Source organism: Sulfitobacter sp. S223 (assembly GCF_025143825.1).
Taxonomy (GTDB): domain Bacteria; phylum Pseudomonadota; class Alphaproteobacteria; order Rhodobacterales; family Rhodobacteraceae; genus Sulfitobacter.
The window spans coordinates 1,261,549-1,285,154 of record NZ_CP083560.1 but is presented as its reverse complement, the minus strand read 5'-3'; the positions used below and the strand labels follow the sequence as shown (position 1 = coordinate 1,285,154).

Genomic DNA, 23,606 nt, shown 5'->3' with positions numbered 1-23,606 from the left:
AGTGTTCAATGAATATAGGTCGCGCAGGGCTACTGAGCCATCAAACGTTCTCAAGCTTGAGACGCCGATAAAGATGCCGATGCCGCTGCCCGCAGAAGTGCTGGACGAACCTTCGAATGAAGGGCTGCAGGCTCATCTGGAACTTAAAAGCCGCCTTCATAGCGAGTTGCTGGATCGCCTGAATCTGTCGGTGATTGATAAAGTCGAACGCTCCGAGCTCAAACGGCAGATCGCATCGCTTGCGACCAGCCTGCTGGAAGAAGAAGGCGTTCATATGCGCGCGGACGCGTTCTCGACTCTGGTAGAGGAACTGATGAACGAGGTGATGGGCTATGGCCCGCTTGAACCTCTTTTGGCCGACCCAACTATCAACGACATTCTCGTCAACTCCTTCGATCAGGTTTATGTAGAACGATACGGTTTGTTGGAACGCACGAAAACGCGGTTTCGCGACGAACGTCATTTGCTCCGCATCATCGACAAAATCGTTACCAAGGTAGGTCGACGCATAGACGAGTCCCAGCCATGGGTTGACGCCCGTCTCGAAGACGGCAGCCGTGTGAATGCGATTATCCGGCCTTGCTCGGTTGATGGTCCAGCCCTGTCGATCCGTAAATTTTCGCGCAATCCGCTGACAACGGAAAAGTTGGTTGAACGCGGTGCGTTGGACAAGTCGGCGGTGAAGCTTCTGCAGGCCTTGGTGGAAGCGCGCCTGAACATTCTGATCTCTGGCGGCACTGGGTCCGGTAAAACAACGATGTTGAACGCGGTTTCATCGTATATCGACACGAACCAGCGCATCGTGACGATTGAGGACGCGGCAGAGCTTCAGCTTCAGCAGGAACACGTTGTGCGCCTTGAGACCCGCCCGCCCAACGCTGAGGGCCAGGGGGTTATCTCTCAGCGGGATCTGCTGCGCAACGCGCTACGGATGCGGCCCGATCGCATTATCGTCGGTGAGGTTCGTGGCGCGGAGTGTTTCGACATGCTTCAGGCCATGAATACCGGCCATGACGGGTCGATGACGACGGTACACGCCAACTCTGCGCGTGACGCATTGGGGCGCGTTGAACAGATGGTAACGATGCTGGGCGTCGACTTACCTATCAAAACGATCCGGTCTCAAATCGCGGGTGCTATTCATATCGTTCTCCAGCTCAGCCGCCTCAGCGACGGTAGCCGAAGGGTCATGAGCATATCCGAAATCACGGGCATGGAAGACGATACCATCACGATGCAGGACATCTTCGTTTACAAACGTAGCGGGAAATCATCAGACGGGAAAATCCTGGGTGAGTTCATGCCGACGGGTATCAGGCCGAAGTGCTTTGACCTTTTGATCGCTTCCGGGATCGAAATCGACAACGGAATGTTTATGCGCAAGGAAAGCAGGACATGATCGACCTTCAAACTTTTGATGTGAACCTGCTGATCTACGCGTTGATCTTTCTGGGTGTTTTGCTTGCCTGCGATGGAATTTCCCAAATTCTGTTTCGTCAGGAATCGCAAGGCGATGCCCGCAACAGACGCATGAAGATGATTCAGCGCGGAGCCTCTTCAGAGCAGATCCTGCAATTGCTTCGCGATCCGGCCATGTCGGGTACCGAGAAAAAAGGTGGCCCAATTCTGCAGTTTCGCCGGCTACTGATCCAAGCAGGTGTCACTGTTTCTCCCCTATTGGCCGTCATCGCAATCATCTGTTTTGGTGTGATGGTCTTTGTCGTCGCTTCGCAATACTTGGTGTTGGAGCTGGCATTGGCGGCCAGCGCGGCAGCGGCTTTGATCTTGCCGGCATTTGTTTTGATCGCAATGAAAGAAGCGCGCCTCGCGAAGTTGACCAATCAGCTTCCGGACGCATTGGATCTCATGTCCCGCGGTCTCAAGGTCGGTCATCCGGTCGCCGTAACGGTCGCCAATGTCGCCAAAGACATGCGCGATCCTATCGGAACGGAGTTTGGGATCATTCAAGACCAGATCAATTACGGAGATGACGTCGCCACAGCATTTCATGATTTTGCGCAGCGTGTCGCGACCGAAGATGCCAATTATCTTGCCGTCAGCATTGGCATCCAACATGGAACAGGCGGCAATTTGTCCAAAATCCTGAACGTGCTGTCACAAGTGATCAGGGACCGCCACACGATGCGTAAGAAAATCAAAGCGATTTCAGCAGAAGGCCGCCTGAGCGGCATGATCCTGACCGCTTTGCCGATCTTCATTTACACGACGATCGAGCTATCCTCGCCGTCCTTTTATGGCGATGTAAGAGGCGATCCAATTTTCCCGCTCTTTGCAGCCGCAATTGGCGGTTTGGTCCTCCTACAGGGTTTGATCCTGTACCGGTTGGTCAAGTTCAAGTTTTAGACGAAAGGTATCGAAATGGAATTTATCCGAACCAGTCTGAGCACTCTGCTTGCCCAACCCGATTACCTAATCATGGCAGGTGTCGCGATCAGTGTATTTGTGATCGTTCAAGGCCTGTCAGGAATGATAGCAGAAGAACCGGCAACGACCCGGCGCATGCGTGTAGGCCCCATCAAACAGGCCCATGGAGCTGACTTTGACCTCATTCGGGGGGATGATAGTGATCCGCATGGCCTACTGAAGGCTTTCGTACCAACATCCCGTAAAGAGCGGTCTCGAATGGGGAAACAGCTGCGCCGCGCTGGCATACAAGGCAAAAATGCCGTGCGCCTCTTCTATGGTTTCCGCATGATCATGGGCATTTTCCTACCGGCGCTCTTCTTGATTGCATTGGCGCTTCCCGCCAACGTCCAAGTACAGCTCAACATTGCCAGCCTGCTGAAAAATGTGACTTGGATCAATGCCTTGCAAATCGTGACGTTGCTGATGGTTGTCGGATTTTACGCGCCGTCTATCTGGTTGCACGGCCGGATCAAAGAACGCCGCCAGGCGATTGAAAACAGCCTGCCAAACGCCCTTGATCTTCTGCAGATTGCAATGGAAGCCGGTCTTGGCTTTGACGCGGCGATGACGCGGGTTTCGCATGAACTGGCGCATGCTGCTCCCGAGATCTCGCAGGAATTCATCATACTCCAGTTAGAGCTTCAGGCCGGTAAAGAACGCGATGCCGCTTTGCTGGACATGGCGGAACGTGTTGGGGTCCAGGAACTGACAGCCTTCTCCAGCGTCATTTTACAGTCCAATCAATTCGGGACCAGTGTATCTACCGCGTTGACCCGCTATTCGGCGGACATGCGTCTTGACCGTGAGTTGCGCGCACAAGAAAAGGCAAACCGTCTACCGGTACAAATGTCAGCGGTCATGGCCCTATGCATGATGCCGGTACTTTTGCTAATCTGCTTATCGCCAATGATGATCCGCTGGATGCACATGTTCTGATGTGAGAACGGGCAGGAAACTGGGCGCTGTTTCAAAAATCCAATTCGGTTGATCCGACATGGTGCAGTCATTATGCACAGGCGTCTACATAAGCGATAGCTGTCTATAAGGCCTATGACCTTAAACATATCGGGCATGGTACGACTTATCAAAATGACCGTGTCTCCCACTTGAGTGGTGCAAATCAAACGCAAATGCAGGATACGCGTTTGGTCCGCTCTTACGATGGTTTGATCCTCGCAAAGCGTTGTTTCATAGAACTTGGCATTGGATAAGAAATGGTCTAACTGGCCTCACTCCGGTCGCAGCCTACCCGGATATCAAAACAAGGGTTATAAAAATGAAGACAATTGTCATCTGCTCTGGCGGGCTAGATTCCGTTTCACTAGCGTACATGGTCGCGCAACAACAACAGCTCACCCGCCTTGTGTCATTCGACTACGGCCAACGCCACCGCAAGGAGTTGGATTTTGCGGCGCGCTGTGCGCAGCAGTTGGATGTCCCCCACGATATTATCGATCTGCGCGGGATCGGCGCTGCCCTCACGGGATCGGCGCTAACCAGCGATATTGATGTGCCCGACGGGCATTACGCCGAAGAAAGCATGCGCATTACAGTCGTGCCGAACCGCAATGCCATTATGCTGACAGTAGCCTTTGGCGTGGCGGCGGCAAATGGCGACGATGCCGTTGCTACCGCCGTGCATGGCGGGGATCATTTCATCTACCCGGACTGTCGCCCCAAGTTTACGGAGGCATTCGAGACCATGCAAAAAGCCGCGTTGGATGGTTATGCGGATGTGTCGCTCTACACGCCGTTTGTGCATCGCTCAAAGGCTGACATCGTCACGGAAGGCGCGCGGCACAATACCCCCTTTGCCGACACCTGGTCCTGCTACAAGGGCGGCGAGACCCATTGCGGCCGCTGCGGCACCTGCGTCGAGCGGCGCGAGGCGTTTCATTTGGCGCAAGTTGCCGACCCCACGATCTACGCGGACCCGGATTTCTGGGTCGCCGCAATCGCAAAAAAGGACGGTGTCTGATGTACCGGATCACGAAAGAGTTCCACTTTTCCGCCTCGCACCAATTGGTGCATTTGCCCGATGACCACCAATGCGCGCGGCTACATGGCCACAACTATGTGGTCGTTGTGGAGCTGGCGTCTGAAACATTAAATCGCGACGGGTTTGTTCGTGATTACGGAGAATTGAAGCCACTCAAGACCTACATCGACGACAGGTTTGATCACCGCCACCTAAATGACGTTATGGAAGAGGCATCAACCGGCGAGAATATGGCCAAGCATTTCTACGACTGGTGTAGCGCACGTTGGCCTGAAACCAGCGCCGTGAAGGTAAGCGAAACGCCAAAGACATGGGCGGAATATAGACCATGAGCCAGCTGCGGATCGCTGAAATCTTCGGGCCCACGATACAGGGCGAAGGGGCGCTGATCGGTGAGCCAACGGTTTTTGTGCGCACGGGGGGATGTGATTACCGCTGTGCCTGGTGCGACAGTTTGCATGCCGTCGACTCCGCCTATCGCCACACTTGGGCTGCAATGGACACCGATACCGTCTGGACCGAGGTCCAACGGCTGTCCAAAGGCGTACCGCTCACAGTGTCCCTGTCCGGCGGCAATCCGGCCATTCAGGACTTTACGCAGCTGATCGCTCTTGGTCATGCGCAAGGCTACCGCTTTGCCTGTGAAACCCAAGGGTCGATCCCGAAGGCGTGGTTCGCGCATCTTGATACGCTTGTGCTCAGCCCCAAACCACCTTCAAGCAAAGAAGTCGTGGATTGGGCCGCATTTGATGCTTGCCTTGAAGCGGCAGAGGGCGCGGGTACGGTCGTGATGAAGATCGTGATCTTTGACGACACGGATTATGCGTGGGCGCGCGGAGCAGCAGAAAAATACCCAGACCTGCCGCTTTATCTGCAACCCGGCAATCTGGAGGTCGATCCAGACGTTCCAGTTGATCCACAGCGGTTGGCAGACAAGCTTTTGTGGCTTGTCGACAAGACGATTCACGATAGCTGGTTTGCACCGCGGGTCCTGCCGCAATTGCACGTCCTGCTTTGGGGAAACAAACGCGGGGTCTGACCCGTAGAAGGAGACGTTCATGGAAACGATCTACAGTGATTTGAAACAGCTGGGCGGACAGACCGATCTGCCGTCCTCCCCCGAGGAGGCGACGTTAGAACGGGTTTCAAACCCGCAATCGGATGTCGCCTATTGCGTGCGCTTCACCGCCCCCGAATTCACATCGCTTTGCCCGATGACAGGCCAGCCAGATTTCGCACATCTGGTGATTGACTATGTGCCGGGTGAGTTTTTGGTGGAATCCAAATCGCTCAAACTCTTTCTTGGATCGTTTCGCAACCATGGCGCATTTCACGAAGATTGTACCGTCTCGATTGCACGTCGGCTGGTTGATTTTCTGAACCCACAATGGCTGCGGATCGGCGGCTATTGGTTTCCCCGTGGCGGCATTCCGATTGATGTTTTCTGGCAAACGGGTGCCATGCCAGAGGGCGTGTGGATTCCTGACCAAGGCGTACCGCCATATCGCGGACGGGGTTAATTCACAGAAGGCGGCGATACCGGAAATCTGTTGCAAAATGTTGCGAAACAAGATCGTGGATCAATCTTTATGGTGACCTGCTCTTCTGCAGCGTCCGACGGTTTATGTTCGCCGGTTCTCCGCCAGAGGAAACTAGCGTTAATGAGAAGCCGATTCAGAGGAAAACCAAAGGGGTAATATCCGGCAACGCGCTAACTTCGAGTGCGACACTGAAGTGACAAGTGCTCATCGCTCCACTCCGGGCTAGCAGCGCCTCCATGTCCGACAGACTACGTTCAATTCATGCCTCGGACATAACGCAGATAAATTTGCCCCCGCTCTAAGCCTGCTTCCTTGGCCTATTTGTCCGCCGCAGCGTCATAGGTTTCGCGCGCCGCATCAATGACAGGCAGATTTTTAAGCGCCCAGACACCCAAGGCTGCAACTGGCTCTCGAAATGATTGCCCCAAAGGCGTCAGGTTGTATTCCACCTTGGGCGGGATTGTCTGATGGTAAGTCCGATTTACCAACCCGTCCCGCTCCAGCTCTTTTAACGTCAGGCTTAGCATCCGCTGTGAGATACCCAAGTTCCGCTTTAGCTCATTAAAGCGAAGAGTGCCGTATTGCGCCAACGAGATGACAATAAGAACGCTCCACCGATCGCCGACGCGCGACAGGACGTCATTTATTCTTTTGCAATCAGGACATTGTTCAGAATCCAACATGTCGGTTCCCTCCGTGTGACCGAGGTTAAAAAATGTGCCTACTTGCGGCCCCTCTAAGTGCTGATTAGATCGTCAGTATCGAAAATATACCGCATTCATCGAATGCCGACAAGAGGACGACAAAATGACTGACAAGACATTGCTCGAGCAATTGGACTGGCGCTATGCCACAAAAAAAATGGACCCCGCCCAGCCAGTGCCACAGGATAAAGTCGATGCAATCATCGAAGCGATCCGTATGGCGCCGACTTCTAGCGGCACGCAACCATTCGAGCTAATTGTGGTGACAAATCCCGAAGTCCGCAGCGAAATCCGCAAAGCCGCAGGGGATCAAGCCCAGATCACTGACGGCTCACATCTCTTGGTATTCGCTGCATGGGATGATTACACAGAAGCCCGTATTGATAACGTTGTCGACCTGAACGTCGAGGCCCGTGGCGATCTGCCGATGTTGCACGCCTATTATGACAACCTCAAAAAAAGCTATGTGCCCCGTGACCCCGAAGTGAACTACGCCCACGCCGCGCGGCAGGCCTATATCGCCTTGGGCATTGCGATGGTCGCAGCGGCCGAGCAGGAAGTAGACAGCACCCCGATGGAAGGATTTGATCCAGCCGCCGTCGATAAGATCCTTGGCCTCAAAGAACGCGGTCTGCGTTCTGTTGTTTTGCTGCCGTTGGGCTATCGCGATCCAGAGAATGACTGGCTCCTGCCGATGAAAAAGGTCCGCAAATCGCTCGACACGATTGTGTCTACCGTCGCCTGAACCAAAGGCTTTATTGAGCCAAAATTCTAGTGATCCGTGGCCGCCCCCGACTGAGAACCGTGATAATGCATTCCCGGTTTGACATATGGAGGCGGCCACAATTTTTCTGGCCATCACACAGTTAAGCAAGCTGGCGACACTGGCATTTCACTGCAGCTCCTCTCGCTAACACTCTCAAAATGAAATAATTTTCAAAAATCTAATATCCGACTAAATTTGTCGGATTGACATATCTTACCAAAATACTCAGGTTATGCGAATTGGCCACACTGATACATTCGTGGCGGCAACTGAAACACGCCAATCACCTGAGGAACGCAACATGCACCGATCGATGCCGTCACCAATGATCGTGACACGCAGCTTCACAACCAACCGCAGCACGAGCGCGTCATGAGCATTCAATCGGCCCCCCCCAAACAGGCGCCTACCCCAATCGGCCCGACCTACGCCGCGCGCGACCTCACCGAAGGCAGCAATCAGGCCCAGATCGTTCTGGACGATCAGACCTATACCCTGCGCATCACCCGCGCCGGCAAGTTGATCCTGACAAAATGAGCATCCCACAGGAAAAGCGCGGCGGCGCTGCCGTCGGCCTCATCGCCGAGCTTAGTGGGCTTGAGGCCGCATCAGTCATTTACCTGCGGCTTTGGTCCGATGGCGCGGATGCGCGATTGCAGGTGCGAAACGATTTCACCACCTGTCTGGGCACGGCTCAGGGGCACAAGGCCGTGAGATCGCTTGAAGAGCTATGCTCCGTCTGCGCCAAACATGGTCGCAGGCCGCTTATGCGCCATTCGATCCACTGCAAATGCCTTGGGTCCGATGAATCCTGTTTTGCGAATTTCATCGCGACAGCAACCGAAGGGGAACGCGAAGACGCGATGCTGATCGCCACCCTTCTGGTGCGCCCTGACTTCGCGCCACTTATCGCAGCACTTGCCGCCGATTTTGGTCTCGCGCTCAAGCGGATGCACCTCAGCGCGCCCCGCGAACTCTCGCCTCATTCCCCGACCCTTCACTGATACGGATAAAACATGACCCGACATCTTCTTCTTTCGACCGCAGCACTCCTGGCTTTAGCGGTACCCGCGCTGGCCGTTGAAAAAGCTGACGTTCTTGACACCTATGCTGACATTGCCGCCGCAGCATATGGCGATAGCCTGATCACGGCCCAGCGCCTACAGGCAGCAGTAGAGGCGCTGGTGGCCGATCCGTCCGCAGAAAACCTTGCGGCTGCGCGGCAGGCATGGATCGCAGCGCGCGTCCCCTATCAACAGACTGAAGTGTTCCGGTTCGGCAATGCGATTGTGGATGACTGGGAAGGCAAAGTGAACGCATGGCCTTTGGACGAAGGTCTCATCGACTATGTGGATGCCTCTTATGGCGGGCCATCGGATGAAAACGAACTGGCCGCGCTCAATGTGGTGGCTAACTCAAGATTCTCTCTCTCCGGCAGCCAAATTGATGCAAGCGACATAACACCAAAGCTGCTCGCAGAAGCCCTGCACGAGGCAGACGGTATCGAGGCAAACGTCGCCACAGGCTATCACGCGATAGAATTTCTGCTTTGGGGTCAGGACCTGAATGGCCATAACGATGGTGCGGGCAACCGGCCCTGGACAGACTACGCGACAGGCGATGACTGCTCGAATGGCAACTGTGACCGACGCGGCGATTACCTGATCGCGGCAACAGAGTTGCTTGTTTCCGACCTTGATTACATGGCGGCGCAATGGACTGACAAAGGTGCTGCCCGTGCCGAAGTCATGTCGAATGAAGCAGCTGGCATTTCAGCCATGCTGACCGGCATGGGGTCTCTTTCCTATGGGGAGCAAGCCGGCGAACGGATGCGCCTGGGCTTAATGCTGAACGACCCCGAAGAAGAGCATGACTGTTTTTCTGACAACACGCATAACAGCCACTACTTTGACGGTCTGGGCGTGCAAAACGTCTATCTTGGTGAATATATCCGTGTCGATGGCACACTGGTTACCGGTGCGTCGCTCTCTGACATGGTCGCCGCTACGGATGCCGCATTGGACGCCGAAATGCGCAGCAAGCTGGGCACGACAATGATGGCACTGGCGCGCATCAAAACAGCGGCAGAGGCCGGTTTCGCCTATGACCAGATGCTGGAGCGCGGCAATGCGGCTGGCGAAGCTTTGATTATGGGCGGCGTGAACGGCTTGATCGACCAGACACGGTCAATTGAGCGTGTGGTGACCACGCTTGGCTTGGATCACGTTGCCATTGAAGGATCAGACAGCCTTGACGCACCCGACTCTGTCTTCAAATAGCACCTGCCCCTCCTCCCAAAAGCATTAAATTTCACGAAAGAAACGACATGAAAAAGACAATCATTTTCGCGGCGGCATCGGCCATCTCCACCGCTCAAGCAAGCTATGCCCAAGAGGCAGGTTTCACATGGGAAGGCGAAGTTGAACTCGGTGTTGATGCCACGGTAAGCTCTGATGATCCGACGGCTCAATTTTCCGATACCTACATCTCTGCATCCCTCGCTTTTGAAGCGGCAATCGCGCAGCGTCTGAGCCTTTTTGGTGAACTGACACTGGAATCTGTCATTGATGCCGAAGACAACCGCGCCTTTGACGACATCGGGCTGTATGTCGCTGAGCTGGGGCTGCGCTATAATTTCGGGGACACATTTGTGTCTGTTGGTAAAATTAGCCCGGTCTTCGCAGTTGCATGGGACGAAGCGCCCGGTTTCTATGGCGACGCGCTCGCCGGAGATTACGAGCTGAGCGAAATGATCGGTGCATCGGTCGAGACACCCGTTGGCCCGGGCGCCCTTTCCTTTGCGGTTTTCTATGCCGATGACACCGGCCTTAGCGATAGTATCGCAACAAAGCGCGGCCGCGTATCTGTTGTTGATGGCGGACCGGGCAACACTGGCAAACTTGATAACGTCGCCCTTCAGTACACTCAGGAATTTGGCGATACGACGGCTTGGATCGGCGCGCGCCACCTGTCGGCGGGTGACGGAGACATATCGGATGAGACTGGTGTCGTCGCTGGCCTGACTCATGGGTTCGCAAACGGGTTTAATTTGATCACGGAAGTCGCCCATTTCAACGGTGTCGGCGGCACGGATGACGATGCAACCTACCTCACCACCGGATTGACCTACACACAAAACGTCTGGACGTTTTCAGCGTCTACGACCGTCATTGACCATTCTGCTGCGCCAACGGACAGCATGATCGCGCTTGGTGTTGATCGCAATCTTGCAGAGAATATTGACGCAAGCTTTGGCGTTGCCCGCTTCGATGTCGAAGGTGAGAAATCCACGGCGGTAGGTCTCTCGGCGGTGATTGCATTTTAACCCACAGTCATCCGAAACGTGTTTTCCAAGATACCTACAAGATCAGAAAGCCTCAGCCGGTGAAGAAACAGAAGACAAACATTAAGCGTCAAAAAAGGTTCAAGCCCCACGACCACCTGCTGCTTTTGGCCGTGACGGCAGGCTCGGTTGCGTTGGCAAATGACGCTGCCGGGGCCCCTAATTGGGGCCTCGGCGATCCGCATTTGACTGTGGTGCCGCGCACAGACGCGGAAAGCGCGCGGATCAACGCCGTCACGGCGCCGACAACCGATTTTACATCCCCTCAACGTTTCGAAGAACGCCCCGGAGGCGCAGCAACCGTGCGTGTCTTTCCGGACGCAAATGCGTTTTCCCAGCCCTCCGGCAATATGTCTTTCGAGGACGAGTTGACGTTCAAGCTGGGCAATGGCCTGTTTCGCAAGCTGTGGGTATCCTCACCCTCATCGACACTGGCATCCGACGGGTTAGGTCCGCTTTATAATGCGCGGTCCTGTCAGCGCTGCCATATCAAGGACGGGCGCGGACACCCGCCAGAGAACGCAGATGACAATTCGGTGTCCATGTTTCTGCGGATATCGATCCCTGCGCCGCAGGGTGCCGGAATTCATGAAATCGAAGACTACATCGCAACCCTTCCCGACCCGAACTACGGCTCGCAGTTGCAGGATTTTGCCGTGCAGGGCCATGCGTCTGAATACCGCTTGGACATCACATACACCGAAAACATTGTCACCTTGGCGGATGGTACCGAAGTATCGCTGCGTCACCCCACATATAAGGCGACCAATCTTGGCTATGGCCCCTTACACCCGCAGGCGATGCTGTCGCCCCGCGTGGCGCCACAGATGATTGGGCTTGGCCTGCTGGAGGCGGTGCCCGCAGCAGATATTCTTGCCAATGCGGATCCTGAAGATCTGGATGGCGACGGGATTTCCGGACGCCCCAATGTTGTCTGGTCCCAAGAGTTTGACCGCCCCATGCTGGGCCGCTTCGGGCTGAAAGCCGGCAACCCCACAATTATGGAGCAGTCAGCAAGCGCGTTTGCCGGTGATATCGGCATCTCCAATCCGCTGTTTCCCGCTGGCGCCGGCGAATGCACAGCGGCGCAAACCTTGTGTCAAACCGCAGCTCACGGAGATGGCGATGCGCGCGCAACAGAAATTGACGCCGAGGGGATGGAGCTTGTCTCCTTCTACAGCCGCAATCTGGCTGTTCCGGCGCGCCGCCACGTGGATGACCCTCAGGTTCTTCGCGGCAAGGAAGTCTTCTACGAAACCGGTTGCACGTCGTGCCACACGCCTAGCTTCGTCACTCACCGCCTAAAGGATCAACCCGAGCAAAGCTTTCAACTGATCTGGCCCTTCACTGACATGCTGTTGCACGACATGGGGCCGGATTTGGCCGATAACCGCCCCGAAGCGCGCGCGACAGGCACCGAATGGCGCACGCCGCCACTTTGGGGGATTGGTTTGACGAAACAAGTAAGCGGACACACCTATTTTCTGCACGATGGACGCGCACGGTCAATTTTGGAAGCAGTGTTATGGCACGGCGGCGAGGCGCAGGCGCAGCGCGATGCAGTTGTGAACCTGCCGACTGCCGACCGTGATGCCCTCATCACCTATTTGGAGAGTCTATGAAACAGATCGCCCTAGCGACCGCTGTTGTTTTCGCGCCTGTCGCTTCGATAGCCGAAACCGCAAGCACAGCGGCGCAAGACGTCATTCAGGCGCATATTATGCCGCGATTTGAAACACTGCGCACGGCATCCCGCCAATTGGCCGATGTCGCGGCCAAGGATTGCAGGCCAACATCAGCCACTTTGCGCGCGTCTTATGGCGATGCTTTCGATGCTTGGGTCTTGGCAAGCCACCTGCGCTTTGGTCCCACAGAGACGGATGACCGCGCCTATGCGCTTGCCTTCTGGCCAGACAGTCGCGGGGCAACGCCGCGCGCCCTTGGCGGTCTGATCTCAGAACAGGACCCTATCGGCGCCTCGGTCGCCGACTATGCGGCAGTCTCAATCGCCGCACGGGGTTTTTATGCGCTTGAGTACTTGCTCTATGATGATGCGCTGATGGTTGCTGGGGAGCCGAGCTATCACTGCCAATTGGTGCAAACGATCAGCGCTGATATCGCAGTCATATCGGATGCGATCCTTTCCGACTGGCAGCAATCCTTCGCCGCACAAATGCTCAGCCCCTCCGACGACGGACCTTACAGGACCAACGAAGAGGTGCTTCAAGAACTGTTCAAGGCTTTGACGACCGGATTGCAATTTACGTCCGATACACGGCTTGGTCGTCCGCTTGGCACGTTTGACCGCCCGCGCCCGACCCGCGCCGAGGCGCGCAGATCGGGACGTTCTGCCCGACACGTGGGCCTAAGTCTGCAATCCTTGCAAGATTTGACGGCGCGACTAGCATCAGACGATGCCGCACTTGCGAATACACTGAATGACGCCTTCGAGGATGCACAAAAGAACCTGCTGGCGCTGAATGACCCGACATTCGAAGGTGCTGGCGATCCGCAAAGCCGTCTCAGGATTGAGGTGTTGCAGCAATCTATCGACGCGATCCGCGATAAGGTCGGTCAGGACCTTGGGCCCACTTTGGGGGTCGCTGCCGGTTTCAACTCGTTGGACGGAGACTGACATGAGCAAGACGGTTTCCGGCAGACGGCAATTCATCGGCGGGATGTTGGCTGCAGGATTTATCCCAAAGCCAACTTGGGCGGACGCCGGGTCACCTGCGTTTCTTTCCGCTGCGGCACGGCCGGACGGCGCGTATATTCTATGCGGTATCGGACAGGACCTTTCTATCAAGTTCCAGCTTCCCCTGCCCGCCCGCGGTCATGCGGCAGCGGCGCACCCCAAACGGCCAGAGGCAGTCGCCTTTGCCCGCCGCCCCGGAACATTCGCGGTCGTCATTGATTGCGTAACAGGTCAGCAAAAGGCGGTGCTTTCCTCACCAGAAGGCCGCCATTTTTACGGCCATGGCGCCTTTTCTGCCAATGGAGATCTGCTGTTCACGACCGAGAATGATTTCGAAGTCGGTCGCGGGTGCATCGGAGTTTGGGACGTCAAAAATAGGTATACCCGCGTCGACGAATGGGACAGCGGCGGGGTTGGCCCTCATGATATCAAACGGTTACTAGGCACCGACATTCTGGTGGTAGCGAACGGTGGCATTGATACCCACCCTGACACGGGCCGAACAAAGCTCAATATCCCGACCATGCAGCCGAACCTTACCTATATCGAAAACGGCAGGGTACTTGATACGGTTTCGTTGCCCGAAGGGATGCACAAGAATTCGATCAGGCACTTGGCGCTTAGCCGTGACGGAACGGTAGCATTCGGGATGCAGTGGCAAGGCGAAGGCGATGCGCCTGCGTTGGTGGGCACACACAGGCGCGGATCGCCCATCACCTTGATGCAATCTTTGCCCGATCAACTGCGGGACATGGATGGCTACGTGGGAAGCATTGCGTGCTCGCGAGATGGTCAGAGCATCGCAGTCACTTCACCACGAGGTGGTATTGTGCAAATTTATGACGCGCGTTCTTTGAAGCTGTCAAAGGCCATTCCGTTAGAGGACGTTTGCGGTGTGACCATGATCGGTCCCTCCTTTACCGTGACTTCTGGTACTGGCGAAATGCGCCACATCGGCCTGCGACAGGCGCAGGCGATACATCAATCGGACCTGATGTGGGACAACCATCTGGTACCTGTCATGCCATCGTTTGGCTGAACCTGAACCGCCCGCCAAGATACAAAAAGGCCCCTGCCCCGATTGTGGGACAGAGGCCTTTCTTTTTAAATAGACGGCAGCTTAGATGACGAGGTCATCTTCTTCTGCGGCTTCGTCCAACACATTGATCTCAGCCTTGAGCTGATCTTCTGGAACTGGCTGAAGCACGGGAATGCCGGCGATGTATTCCACATCGTACTGACCGGCTTTTCCATCATCAGGCGCGACTTCGCTCGCGGCCTTCTGCGTGATCTCAAAGTTGTCCAGACGTACAACTTCGTCCGAGGCAGAGATGTCAGAGACAAAGCGGAACTGCAGATCGCCCTGAACATCGTCCAGCGCACCGCCGGAATAGGTCAGCGTCGATGCATCTTTGCCGATCTCGTTGCCTGTCTCGGATCCGACCAGCGCTGTACCCTGATCGTTGACCACGAAATTGTCCAGTGTCTGCCAAGTGTTATCTTCGGTACGAACCTGAAGCGTCATCGAGTCAGCGTAGTAACCTGTTGCTTCGAACACAGCCGCACAATCAGTTGAGGCATCAAAGCTGAAGCTTGTATCGCCTTCTGCCTGAACCGTTGCGGTTTTGAGGATGCCGTCGTTGCAGCCATCTGTGCGCAGAGCGCCATGCTGAACATCCCAGCCTGCATCGCTTTCGATCGCCGCTGAATGGGCAGGGTCATACACACCGTCAAAGTTCTCGGAGAGCAGGACTTTTTCTTCACCCGCAGCATCGCTCACCACTTCTTCGCTCGACGTGATGTTGACGTTATCGATTTTGATATACTCGTCCGGCGCCGTAAGATCGGAAACCACACGGAATTGAGCAGACTCTTCGGCTGTATCAAGGATACCGCCAGAGTAGTTCACTGTGGAGAGAGAGTTACCGAAAGACTGGCCGGTTTCGGAGCCAACAATGGCCGTACCGTAGTCATTCACCTGATAGTTATCCAGCAATACCCAGTCGCCACCATCGATGCTGACTTCAACGCGGAAGCTGTCTGCCGCGGTACCGGAGTTCTCGAATACTGCTGTGTTGTGGGTCATCAGATCCATGGTCAAAGAAACCGGACCGTCAGTTGCCACTTCGGTAAAGCGCATTTCACCTTCGTAGTTGCTGTTTGTCACCAGCTTGTCCCAAGCAGCGACCCAGTTGGTGTGGCCGTCAACGACATTGGATTGCTCGGCATAGGCGATGTCATTGAAATCATCAGAGATTTGGTTCTCGACCAGCGTTGTTGTCACATTGCCATCAACTTCTTCAGAAACAGACACGGAAACATTGTCGAGCTTGATGAATTCGTCCGCCGCAGTCAGGTCAGAGACAAAGCGGAACTGCACTGTGTCTTCGGCTGTATCCAGAACACCGCCTTCATACATGATGTTGCTGGCAGAGTTGCCAAATGTCTGGCCAGTTTCAGAACCGACAATCGCTGTGCCGTGATCATTCACACGGAATTCGTCCAGAAGGACCCAGTCGCCACCGTCGATGCTGACTTCGACACGCAGGCTGTCTGCCATGGCGCCAGAGTTTTCGAACAGCATCGTGTTGTGGACATTTGCGTCAAAGCTCAGTGTGGCTGGGCCATCTGTGCTGACTGTCTTGAGGGCAAGAACACCCTCGTAATCGCTGTTTGTCACCAGTTTATCCCAGGCAGCCACCCAATTGGTCTGGCCTTCTACGACTGATGACTGGTCTGCTGTATGGATGTCGTTGAAGTTGTCAAACAGCACTTCTTTGCTGACCAACACCGGATCTGCGCCCACGGCATCGCCTGACGTCAACACCTGACCGTTGCCGCCATCGCTATCGACGACGGTTGCAAAGCTGTTGATGTCGAGATCGGAAAGGCTCATCGGGCCATTGTCGGAGAACAGGGTGAAGTTTGCCTGATTGACAACACCACCTGTGGAGCTTGCCACTGTGCCGAACTGAATACCCACATCATAGCTGTCTGCAACCTGCGCACCATTTGCCAGCGTATTAACGCCGTTCACAGCCGCTTGAACACTGGTCACGGGGGAGTAGATCGACCCTGTGTTGGCATCGGGGAAGAAGTTCAGGCTGTCGAGCGTGCTGTCATCGGAGAGGTTAAAGAACACACCATCCAGATCAACCGGCATTGTCGGATCAGCGGAGGCTACGATGATAAACAGCGTACCTGTGTCGGTTTCAGAGATCGTGACAATGGTTTGCGGATCGCAACCCAGTGTGACGGAAATGGAATTAGTGGCGCTCATGGCAGGCTCTTCCCAATCATTAACAATTTACGAAGAGACATTAATCATGGTGCCTCAGGAAATTGGAGGGGAAATACCAATTAGAACACTCATCAGACACAATTGCCCTATTTTAGCCATATTGCTTCCCAAATTCTCCCGCGACAGTAGCAAATAGCGAAACAATCAGTGGTGAAACTGGCTTTTTGTGTAATCCAGCCATCCCCTTCAGGACATAAGAAAGGCGAATCAGGATCTTATTCAGCGAACAAGCACAACGCCCCGTGCAAACGTCGCGCGATCATGGCACAGGTCATCCAAATCGGTTTATTCGCGCATTACGATCCGGTTTCCGTTCGTCGCTGGCAGCGTTCTGATCCGCCTCGGTCGCAGGTGCAAAGTTTCCCGACGGTATTAGTGGCCCTGCTAACAATCGTTGAACGGGTGTATCCGCATTGATCCGCATGTTCGGACCATTGCCAACACTGGCAGTTGCAACGTTGGCGGATCGTGCTTCAGCCGCCTTTCTAGCAGCTGCCATAGCGATTTCAGCAAAAGCAAAATCGAACACGGACCCCTCTCAACCTTGGTGAGGCTAAATGCATTCTTTCAAAAGTCGACATGCCCCCTATACTGACGCGCAAAAGCGCATCGCGAAAACGCGGGACAATCGAGGACAGAGCATGGCACCCAACACGGCCACGAACCAACCATTCAATGTGGTCATTGTCGGCCAGCAAGGGCGGCTTGGCTATGAGGCGTTGATCTTTGTCGCCTCCCTGCGCGCTATGAGCCCCGATTTCAAAGGCCGCGTTATTGTCGCTGAACCACAGAACGGGCCGCTCTGGCGCAAGGACCCGACTCTGCGCAATCAGCCCGTCCGCGATGCCCTGACCGAAATGGGCGCCGAGATCATTCCCTTCGAGAACAAGCACTTTGGTGAAGTCTATCCCTTTGGCAACAAGATCGAATTGCTCCAGTCGCTGCCCAAAGGTGAGCCGTTTGTCTTTTTCGATACCGATACTCTTATCACTGGTGATCTAACCTCGGTGCCATTTGATTTCGAGCGTCCCAGCGCGTCTTTGCGGCGCGAGGGTACTTGGCCACACCCGCAGCTTTACGGCCCCGGGTACACGGGCCTTTGGAAGTCTCTCTATGACAAGTTCGGGTTGGACTTCGAAAGCTCGCTGGATATGGACCAGCCGGATGAGTACTGGCGCCGCTATCTCTATTTCAACGCCGGGTTCTTCTATTACAAATGCCCGCATCTGTTTGGCGAACGCTTTCTGGAATATGCACTGGCGATCCGTGACACCCCGCCGGTAGAGCTTTGTGCGCAAAGCTTTGACCCTTGGCTGGATCAGGTGGCCCTGCCGCTGGTCATCCACTCCCTTGGTGGCGGTCGTGACACTTTGCCTGAAGGTCTGCTCGATGGAACCATCAGCTGCCATTACAGACTTTTGCCGCTGCTTTATGCCCGCGAAAGCGATCACGTCGTCGCGGTATTAGAAGCGGTTACTGCCCCCAACAAGCTGAAAAAAGTGTTAAAGACATATGACCCGATCAAGCGGATGATCTATCAGGGACGCGGCACCAAAGCCCGTGCGCTGTTTGACCGCGCCAACCTCCCCCGCAAAGAACAAGCGATCCGCAACCAGCTCAAATCCAACGGTTACTGGATGCGCTAACGTCCAACTTGCGTCTGACTAAACAGGAAAAAGGCCGACATGCGCCGGCCTTTTTTTGATAGAGAGATAATTTGGAGGGTTTCAGTTAGGCTTCTGCGGTTGCCGCTGGTTTCTCCAGCAATGTGTAGGTAGCCACAAAAGTGTTGCTCGCCTGACCACGGGCAATCTGGCCCTGCTCGTTCCGCTTGGAGCGTGCGCCAACAGACTTTTTGATCATGCGACCAATCTGTTGGTTCAGTGAGACGCGGGCACGTTTGACTTTCGCCTCGCCTTCGCTGGCCTCAACACCCAGAGCAAGCTCGTATTGTGTTTTGAAATCAGCGTCTTTGCCGGCTTCGCTGACAACTGTCAGGATGAAGTTTTCGTCAAATCTTCCGGCTGCGTCCAATTTGGTCGCCAATGCGACGACCTGATCAAGCACTTTACGCTTGGCTGCAAGACGCACCGCCAGCGGTTCATCCGCAGCACCTGCTTCAATCACATGTGTCTCTACCAGTTTTTGCATGTAGTGGGTCATGTTCATACCGGCGGCTTTTGCCTGCGCATCCATGAACTTGCGAACTGGGAGTTCCAGCGTGAAGGTTACAGTCGACGCTTTCTCGATCTTTTCAAGACGGCGCGCACGGCCTGTTGCCTTTGCTTCGGCTTTCGCTGCTTTAGCGACTTTCGTCGTCTTATCAGCTTTCACGGCCTTGGTGGTTTTTTCAGTTTTAATTTTTTCAATCTTTGCCATTGTTCGGGGTCTCCTGCCTCGGTACATACTTGTTGTGTATGGTAAGATCGCCGCCCTGTCAACATACATGTTATGTATGAATCGCAAACGATGTGTTTCGCTTCGATAAACGCATGTTCCGCCCTTGCCTGCTTTACTGAAACCGTTTCCCTTCAATCGCAGCCCGGCAATCAGGGTTTCCCTTAAAAAGGGGCTCTCTCTTGTCCGGGCATCGCCAATCCCGTAACGCTATGCACGAAACCCTTAAGGAGACACCGATGACACACGGTTTTGATACACTGCAAATTCATGCAGGCGCACGCCCAGATCCGGCCACCGGCGCCCGCCAGACGCCTATTTACCAAACCACGGCTTACGTCTTTCGCGACGCGGATCACGCTGCAGCGCTGTTCAACCTGCAAGAAGTCGGTTTCATCTACTCACGCCTGACCAATCCTACCGTGGCTGTTCTTCAGGAACGGATTGCCACGCTTGAGGGCGGCGTCGGCGCTGTCTGCTGCTCTTCCGGCCATGCGGCCCAGATCATGGCCCTGTTCCCGTTGATGAGCCCTGGAAAGAACATCGTGGCGTCTACCCGCCTCTACGGCGGTACGGTCACCCAGTTCAGCCACACCATCAAACGCTTTGGCTGGGAATGCAAATTCGTCGATTTTGATGATCTTGACGCTGTAAAAGACGCGATTGACGAAAACACCCGCGCAGTATTCGGCGAAGCCATCGCCAACCCCGGCGGCTACATCATGGACGTGCGTGCGATTGCCGATATCACCGATGCTGCACAAGTTCCGCTGATCATCGACAACACTACCGCCACGCCATACCTGTGCCGCCCGATTGAATTGGGTGCGACGCTGGTTGTGCACTCCACCACCAAATACCTGACCGGGAACGGCACGGTCACCGGCGGCTGCGTTGTGGACAGCGGCAAATTCGACTGGTCCGCGACAGACAAGTTCCCCTCGCTCAGCGCACCGGAGCCTGCCTACCACGGCCTGAAGTTCCATGAGACCTTCGGCAATCTAGCTTATACCTTCCATGGCATCGCCATCGGTCTGCGCGATCTGGGTATGACGATGAACCCGCAAGCGGCGCATTACACGCTTATGGGGACAGAGACATTGAGCCTGCGCATGGACCGCCACGTGGCGAACGCACAAATGATCGCGGCATGGCTCGAAGCGGATGACCGGATTGATTATGTCACATACGCCGGGCTCGAATCGTCACCCTACTACGAGCGCAGCAAGAAGGTCTGCCCCAAGGGGGCCGGTGGCTTGTTCACCTTCGCCGTCAAAGGCGGCTATGACGCCTGCGTCAAGCTGGTGAATGCGCTCGAAGTGTTCAGCCATGTGGCAAACTTGGGCGATACACGCTCGTTGATCATCCACTCCGCCTCCACAACGCACCGCCAGCTGACGCCAGAGCAGCAAGAGGCTGCGGGCGCGGGTGCCAGCGTTGTTCGCGTGTCCATCGGTACCGAAGACGCCAACGACCTGATCGCCGATCTGGATCAGGCCCTGACAAAAGCGACTGCATAACTTAAACACCCCCGCGCCAAATATCGTCGGCGCGGGGGATACCCGCCTGCCCTGCTGAAATCCGCTTGCGGACCTTTTCTTGCGTTGCTGCCTGCGGTAACCTTCGGTTATCGGAAGTTGTTGGTTAATCAGACCCATGGTAAAGGCCGCGCATGAAGCCAAATTTTGCTCTTTCCCTATCCTTCGAAGGCATAAAGCTGCTGCACCGCGCTGCGGGCGGCTGGCGTGAGGTCGGCGAAGTACCTGTCGCCGCAGACGATCTCGCCGGTGAGCTGGCTATGCTGCGCAAAACAGCAGCCGGTCTTGAACCTGGTGGCGTGAGATCAAAGCTGATCATTCCGTCCAGCCAGATCAAATACCTAACCATTGAAACCATCGGCCTTTCCGATGACGCGCGCCGCCAAGAGGCCGAGGCGGCGTTGGAAAACGCGACTCCGTACGATGTTGCGGATTTGGTCTACGACATCAGTCTGGATGGTGCGAAAACCCATGTAGCTGCCGTGGCACGCGAGACGTTGGCCGAGGCAGAAGCCTTTGCCACCGAGCATCGCTTTCACCCCGTCAGCTTTGTCGCCGTGCCTGAGGATGCCCCCTATTTGGGTGAGCCTTTTTTCGGTGTCACGGATGGTGTCGACGCGCTGTTAGAACCCGGTGAGGAAGTCGAACCGGACGGGATTGCCGTAGTCGTCGTAGGCGCCATCGCCACAGAGCCTGAACCTGAGGCAGAGCCGGATACGCAAACAGCGCCGCAAAAACCCGAAGCAGAACACGTCCACGAACCGGCACCCACCATAACGCCGGCACCAGAGAAGAATCCCGACCCTAAGCCGGAGACGGCTCCGCCGGTTGCGCCAACACCTGCCAAAGCGGCTGAACCAGAAAAAGTTGCGGAACCGGAAGCGGCTACACCCAAACCGGAAACCACCCCCAAAGGCGAAGCAGTTGACAGCGCGGTTGCAAAGCCGGTCCCGACGGATGAACCCAAGCAAGATTCAAAACCCGTTGCAAAGGCAGCATCCGTACCCGCACAGGAGCCATCCACTGAGCAGAAGCAACCGGAGCTTAAAAAACCAGAGCCCGCTGCTACCGTACCCGCCACAGGCCAGCGCGCTGCGCCGAAGGTAAGCGTAGCAAAGAAACCGCATGAAGCAGAAACGAGTGCACCGGCAATCGCTGCGACGACAACACAGCCGAAAAAGACATCGTTCGATATTTCGCCAAAGGCGGCTCCCTCCTCGGATCAAGCGTCCGGATTTTCCAGCCGTCGCACGGGGGTAGCAAAACCTCTTGGTGGTGCGCAGCGAATTGTTGTTCCTACGCCAAAACCCGACAGCAGTTCCTTGACGAAACCTGCAGCGGCTGTTGACAGTCCTGAACCCAAACCGGCCAAGACTGGTTTTCTGAGCCGCCGCAAACCGCGCAAGGGTGCAGCAGCAGCCACACCTGCGCCCGTCGCTTCGGTCCCGCAGACCGGCACCGAAGCCGAACGGATGACAATTTTCGGTGCGCGCAGTGATCAGGTCGGAGGAAAGCCACGCTTTCTGGGTCTGATCATGACCGTGATCCTGTTGGTGTTTCTCGCAGGTGTCGCGGCTTGGGCTGCGGTATTCCTTGATAACGGGTTGGCCGGATTGATCAAAAGCGACGAACAACGCACCATTGCTTCTGCGCCAGAGAACCAGATCGACCCCGAGATCATCCGCACGCCTGACGGGCTGGAAAATGGCTCCTCTCCTTCCGGTGAGAACGTGCAGGTCGCTGCTCTTGATCCTGTCCTGTCTGCTGAAGACACCGCTATTCTTGACGCGATGCAGGATGCACAGACAGAACCACAGCGACCTGTCATTACCGAAAAGGAAGCCGCCGCGCGTTATGCCGTATCGGGCATTTGGCCGCTGGCGCCAACAACGCCGCTAAGCCTGCCGGAAGCAGCCGTCGAATCCGTTTATTACAGCAGTGTTGATCCGGTCAGCACAGCCAGTGATGCGCTCGCCCTGCCTGCCCCGGACATTTTTGATACCGATGTCCAGATGGCAGCACTTGTCTCGCCGCCGCCATTCGGCCAGCGCACAAGTTTGAATGCAGCCGGATTGATCACCCCGACGCCCGAGGGCGTTGTCGCGCCAGGTGGCTACACGTTGATCGCGGCCAGCCCGCCACGCAAACCTCCGGCAGCTATCGTCAGATCAGAAGCACAACCTGCTGTCGCTGTGGCCGCCGCTGCCCCATCTCCTCTTTTGAAATTTCGCCCCAAGAACCGCCCGCTTGGCCTTGCAGAGCGAACCGAACGTGCGCAACTTGGCGGTGTGACCCGCATAGAGCTTGCCGGTTTCCGCCCGTCTTTGCGCCCACGGTCAATTCAGGACCGCGCGCGGCAAGCCGAAGAAGCAGCAAAAGCCGCGGAAGAAGCCCGTCTTGAAGCCTCCGCCGCGGCTGCGACCGCAGCAGCGGCAGCAGCTCTTGCACTACCACCGCAGACAACTGCCGCAGCAGCCTCTCCGATCCAGAATGCGACCCGTTTCGCGACCAACCAATCAAAGCGTCCCGACACAAGACCGCGCAACTTTGACCGCATCGTCAAACGTGCGCAACGGGCAGCACCCGCTGCGACAGAAACACGTGTTGCCGCCGCCGCTTCGGTTGCACCGCGCACCGTGGCGCCCTCCATCCCGTCCAAAACATCCGTTGCCCGCAGCGCAACCGTGAAAAACGCAATCAACCTGCGCAAAGTCAATCTGATCGGCGTTTACGGCAAACCGTCCAGCCGCCGCGCACTGGTGCGCCTGTCAAATGGACGCTACCAAAAGGTAAAAGTCGGTGACCGCATTGACGGTGGACGCGTCGCGGCAATCAGCACGTCGGAGCTGCGATACACCAAAGGTGGACGCAACGTGGTTTTGAAGATGCCGTGAG

Annotated in this window: 21 protein-coding genes; 18 read left to right on the top strand and 3 right to left on the bottom strand. The window is 55.7% G+C overall.

Features of this window, described 5'->3' with window-relative positions; all coding sequences use genetic code 11:
* Position 1: 1 nt before the first annotated feature.
* From K3757_RS06205 to queF, 7 genes are all read left to right on the top strand, one after another.
* On the top strand, positions 2-1,399 hold the full coding sequence (locus K3757_RS06205) for a CpaF family protein (protein WP_260000198.1): 1,398 nt from the start codon (positions 2-4) through the stop codon (positions 1,397-1,399).
* Entirely contained in the window at positions 1,396-2,364 is a 969-nt protein-coding gene (locus K3757_RS06200; RefSeq protein ID WP_260000196.1) for a type II secretion system F family protein, read from the top strand. The genes K3757_RS06205 and K3757_RS06200 overlap by 4 nt, the downstream gene beginning before the upstream one ends.
* Positions 2,365-2,379: 15 nt before the next feature.
* Complete coding sequence (locus K3757_RS06195; protein WP_260000194.1) at positions 2,380-3,363, top strand: type II secretion system F family protein; 984 nt, start codon at positions 2,380-2,382, stop codon at positions 3,361-3,363.
* A gap of 340 nt (positions 3,364-3,703) precedes the next feature.
* Positions 3,704-4,405, top strand: coding sequence for a 7-cyano-7-deazaguanine synthase QueC (queC, locus tag K3757_RS06190; RefSeq protein ID WP_260000192.1), 702 nt, complete (start codon positions 3,704-3,706; stop codon positions 4,403-4,405).
* On the top strand, positions 4,405-4,758 hold the full coding sequence (gene queD, locus K3757_RS06185; RefSeq protein ID WP_260000190.1) for a 6-carboxytetrahydropterin synthase QueD: 354 nt from the start codon (positions 4,405-4,407) through the stop codon (positions 4,756-4,758). The genes queC and queD overlap by 1 nt, the downstream gene beginning before the upstream one ends.
* The gene (queE, locus tag K3757_RS06180; protein ID WP_260000188.1) at positions 4,755-5,465 is read left to right on the top strand and encodes a 7-carboxy-7-deazaguanine synthase QueE; all 711 of its coding nucleotides are present in this window, start codon (positions 4,755-4,757) and stop codon (positions 5,463-5,465) included. The genes queD and queE overlap by 4 nt, the downstream gene beginning before the upstream one ends.
* Before the next feature lie 19 nt (positions 5,466-5,484).
* The gene (gene queF / locus K3757_RS06175; protein ID WP_260000185.1) at positions 5,485-5,946 is read left to right on the top strand and encodes a preQ(1) synthase; all 462 of its coding nucleotides are present in this window, start codon (positions 5,485-5,487) and stop codon (positions 5,944-5,946) included.
* A gap of 338 nt (positions 5,947-6,284) precedes the next feature.
* On the opposite strand, the gene K3757_RS06170 is transcribed toward queF, so the two are convergent.
* The gene (locus tag K3757_RS06170) at positions 6,285-6,650 is read right to left on the bottom strand and encodes a helix-turn-helix domain-containing protein (RefSeq protein WP_260000184.1); all 366 of its coding nucleotides are present in this window, start codon (positions 6,648-6,650) and stop codon (positions 6,285-6,287) included.
* Between the two features lie 124 nt (positions 6,651-6,774).
* Here K3757_RS06170 and K3757_RS06165 point away from each other — a divergent pair, with 124 nt between their 5' ends.
* The 8 genes from K3757_RS06165 (at position 6,775) to K3757_RS06130 (ending at position 14,514) form a co-directional block, all read left to right on the top strand.
* Entirely contained in the window at positions 6,775-7,416 is a 642-nt protein-coding gene (locus K3757_RS06165; protein ID WP_260000182.1) for an NAD(P)H-dependent oxidoreductase, read from the top strand.
* 393 nt (positions 7,417-7,809) lie between these two features.
* Positions 7,810-7,974 (top strand): hemin uptake protein HemP, encoded by a 165-nt coding sequence (hemP, locus tag K3757_RS06160; protein WP_260000180.1) that lies wholly within the window; start codon positions 7,810-7,812, stop codon positions 7,972-7,974.
* Complete coding sequence (locus K3757_RS06155; RefSeq protein WP_260000178.1) at positions 7,971-8,441, top strand: hypothetical protein; 471 nt, start codon at positions 7,971-7,973, stop codon at positions 8,439-8,441. The genes hemP and K3757_RS06155 overlap by 4 nt, the downstream gene beginning before the upstream one ends.
* Positions 8,442-8,453: 12 nt before the next feature.
* Positions 8,454-9,716, top strand: a complete 1,263-nt coding sequence (locus tag K3757_RS06150) for an imelysin family protein (protein ID WP_260000176.1) — start codon at positions 8,454-8,456, stop codon at positions 9,714-9,716.
* 47 nt (positions 9,717-9,763) lie between these two features.
* Positions 9,764-10,762 carry a porin gene (locus K3757_RS06145; RefSeq protein WP_260000174.1) on the top strand — a complete coding sequence of 333 codons (999 nt, stop codon included), beginning with the start codon at positions 9,764-9,766 and terminating at the stop codon, positions 10,760-10,762.
* 131 nt (positions 10,763-10,893) lie between these two features.
* A complete protein-coding gene (locus tag K3757_RS06140; RefSeq protein ID WP_409202579.1) occupies positions 10,894-12,402 on the top strand; it encodes a di-heme oxidoredictase family protein in 1,509 nt (502 codons plus the stop codon).
* Complete coding sequence (locus K3757_RS06135) at positions 12,399-13,415, top strand: imelysin family protein (RefSeq protein WP_260000172.1); 1,017 nt, start codon at positions 12,399-12,401, stop codon at positions 13,413-13,415. Before K3757_RS06140 ends, K3757_RS06135 begins: the two co-directional genes overlap by 4 nt.
* Before the next feature lies 1 nt (position 13,416).
* On the top strand, positions 13,417-14,514 hold the full coding sequence (locus K3757_RS06130) for a DUF1513 domain-containing protein (RefSeq protein WP_260000170.1): 1,098 nt from the start codon (positions 13,417-13,419) through the stop codon (positions 14,512-14,514).
* 81 nt (positions 14,515-14,595) lie between these two features.
* Here K3757_RS06130 and K3757_RS06125 read toward each other — a convergent pair whose 3' ends face one another.
* The gene (locus tag K3757_RS06125; RefSeq protein WP_260000169.1) at positions 14,596-16,755 is read right to left on the bottom strand and encodes a hypothetical protein; all 2,160 of its coding nucleotides are present in this window, start codon (positions 16,753-16,755) and stop codon (positions 14,596-14,598) included.
* Between the two features lie 662 nt (positions 16,756-17,417).
* Between K3757_RS06125 and K3757_RS06120 the strand changes: the two genes are divergently transcribed.
* The gene (locus tag K3757_RS06120) at positions 17,418-18,422 is read left to right on the top strand and encodes a hypothetical protein (protein WP_260000167.1); all 1,005 of its coding nucleotides are present in this window, start codon (positions 17,418-17,420) and stop codon (positions 18,420-18,422) included.
* A gap of 85 nt (positions 18,423-18,507) precedes the next feature.
* Here the strand turns inward: K3757_RS06120 and K3757_RS06115 are convergent, their stop codons facing one another.
* Positions 18,508-19,155: a hypothetical protein gene (locus tag K3757_RS06115; protein ID WP_260000165.1), complete on the bottom strand. Its 648-nt coding sequence runs from the start codon at positions 19,153-19,155 to the stop codon at positions 18,508-18,510.
* A gap of 257 nt (positions 19,156-19,412) precedes the next feature.
* Between K3757_RS06115 and K3757_RS06110 the strand changes: the two genes are divergently transcribed.
* The gene (locus K3757_RS06110; protein ID WP_260000163.1) at positions 19,413-20,693 is read left to right on the top strand and encodes an O-acetylhomoserine aminocarboxypropyltransferase/cysteine synthase family protein; all 1,281 of its coding nucleotides are present in this window, start codon (positions 19,413-19,415) and stop codon (positions 20,691-20,693) included.
* A 152-nt stretch (positions 20,694-20,845) separates the two neighbouring features.
* Positions 20,846-23,605: a hypothetical protein gene (locus K3757_RS06105; RefSeq protein ID WP_260000161.1), complete on the top strand. Its 2,760-nt coding sequence runs from the start codon at positions 20,846-20,848 to the stop codon at positions 23,603-23,605.
* Position 23,606: the final 1 nt, after the last annotated feature.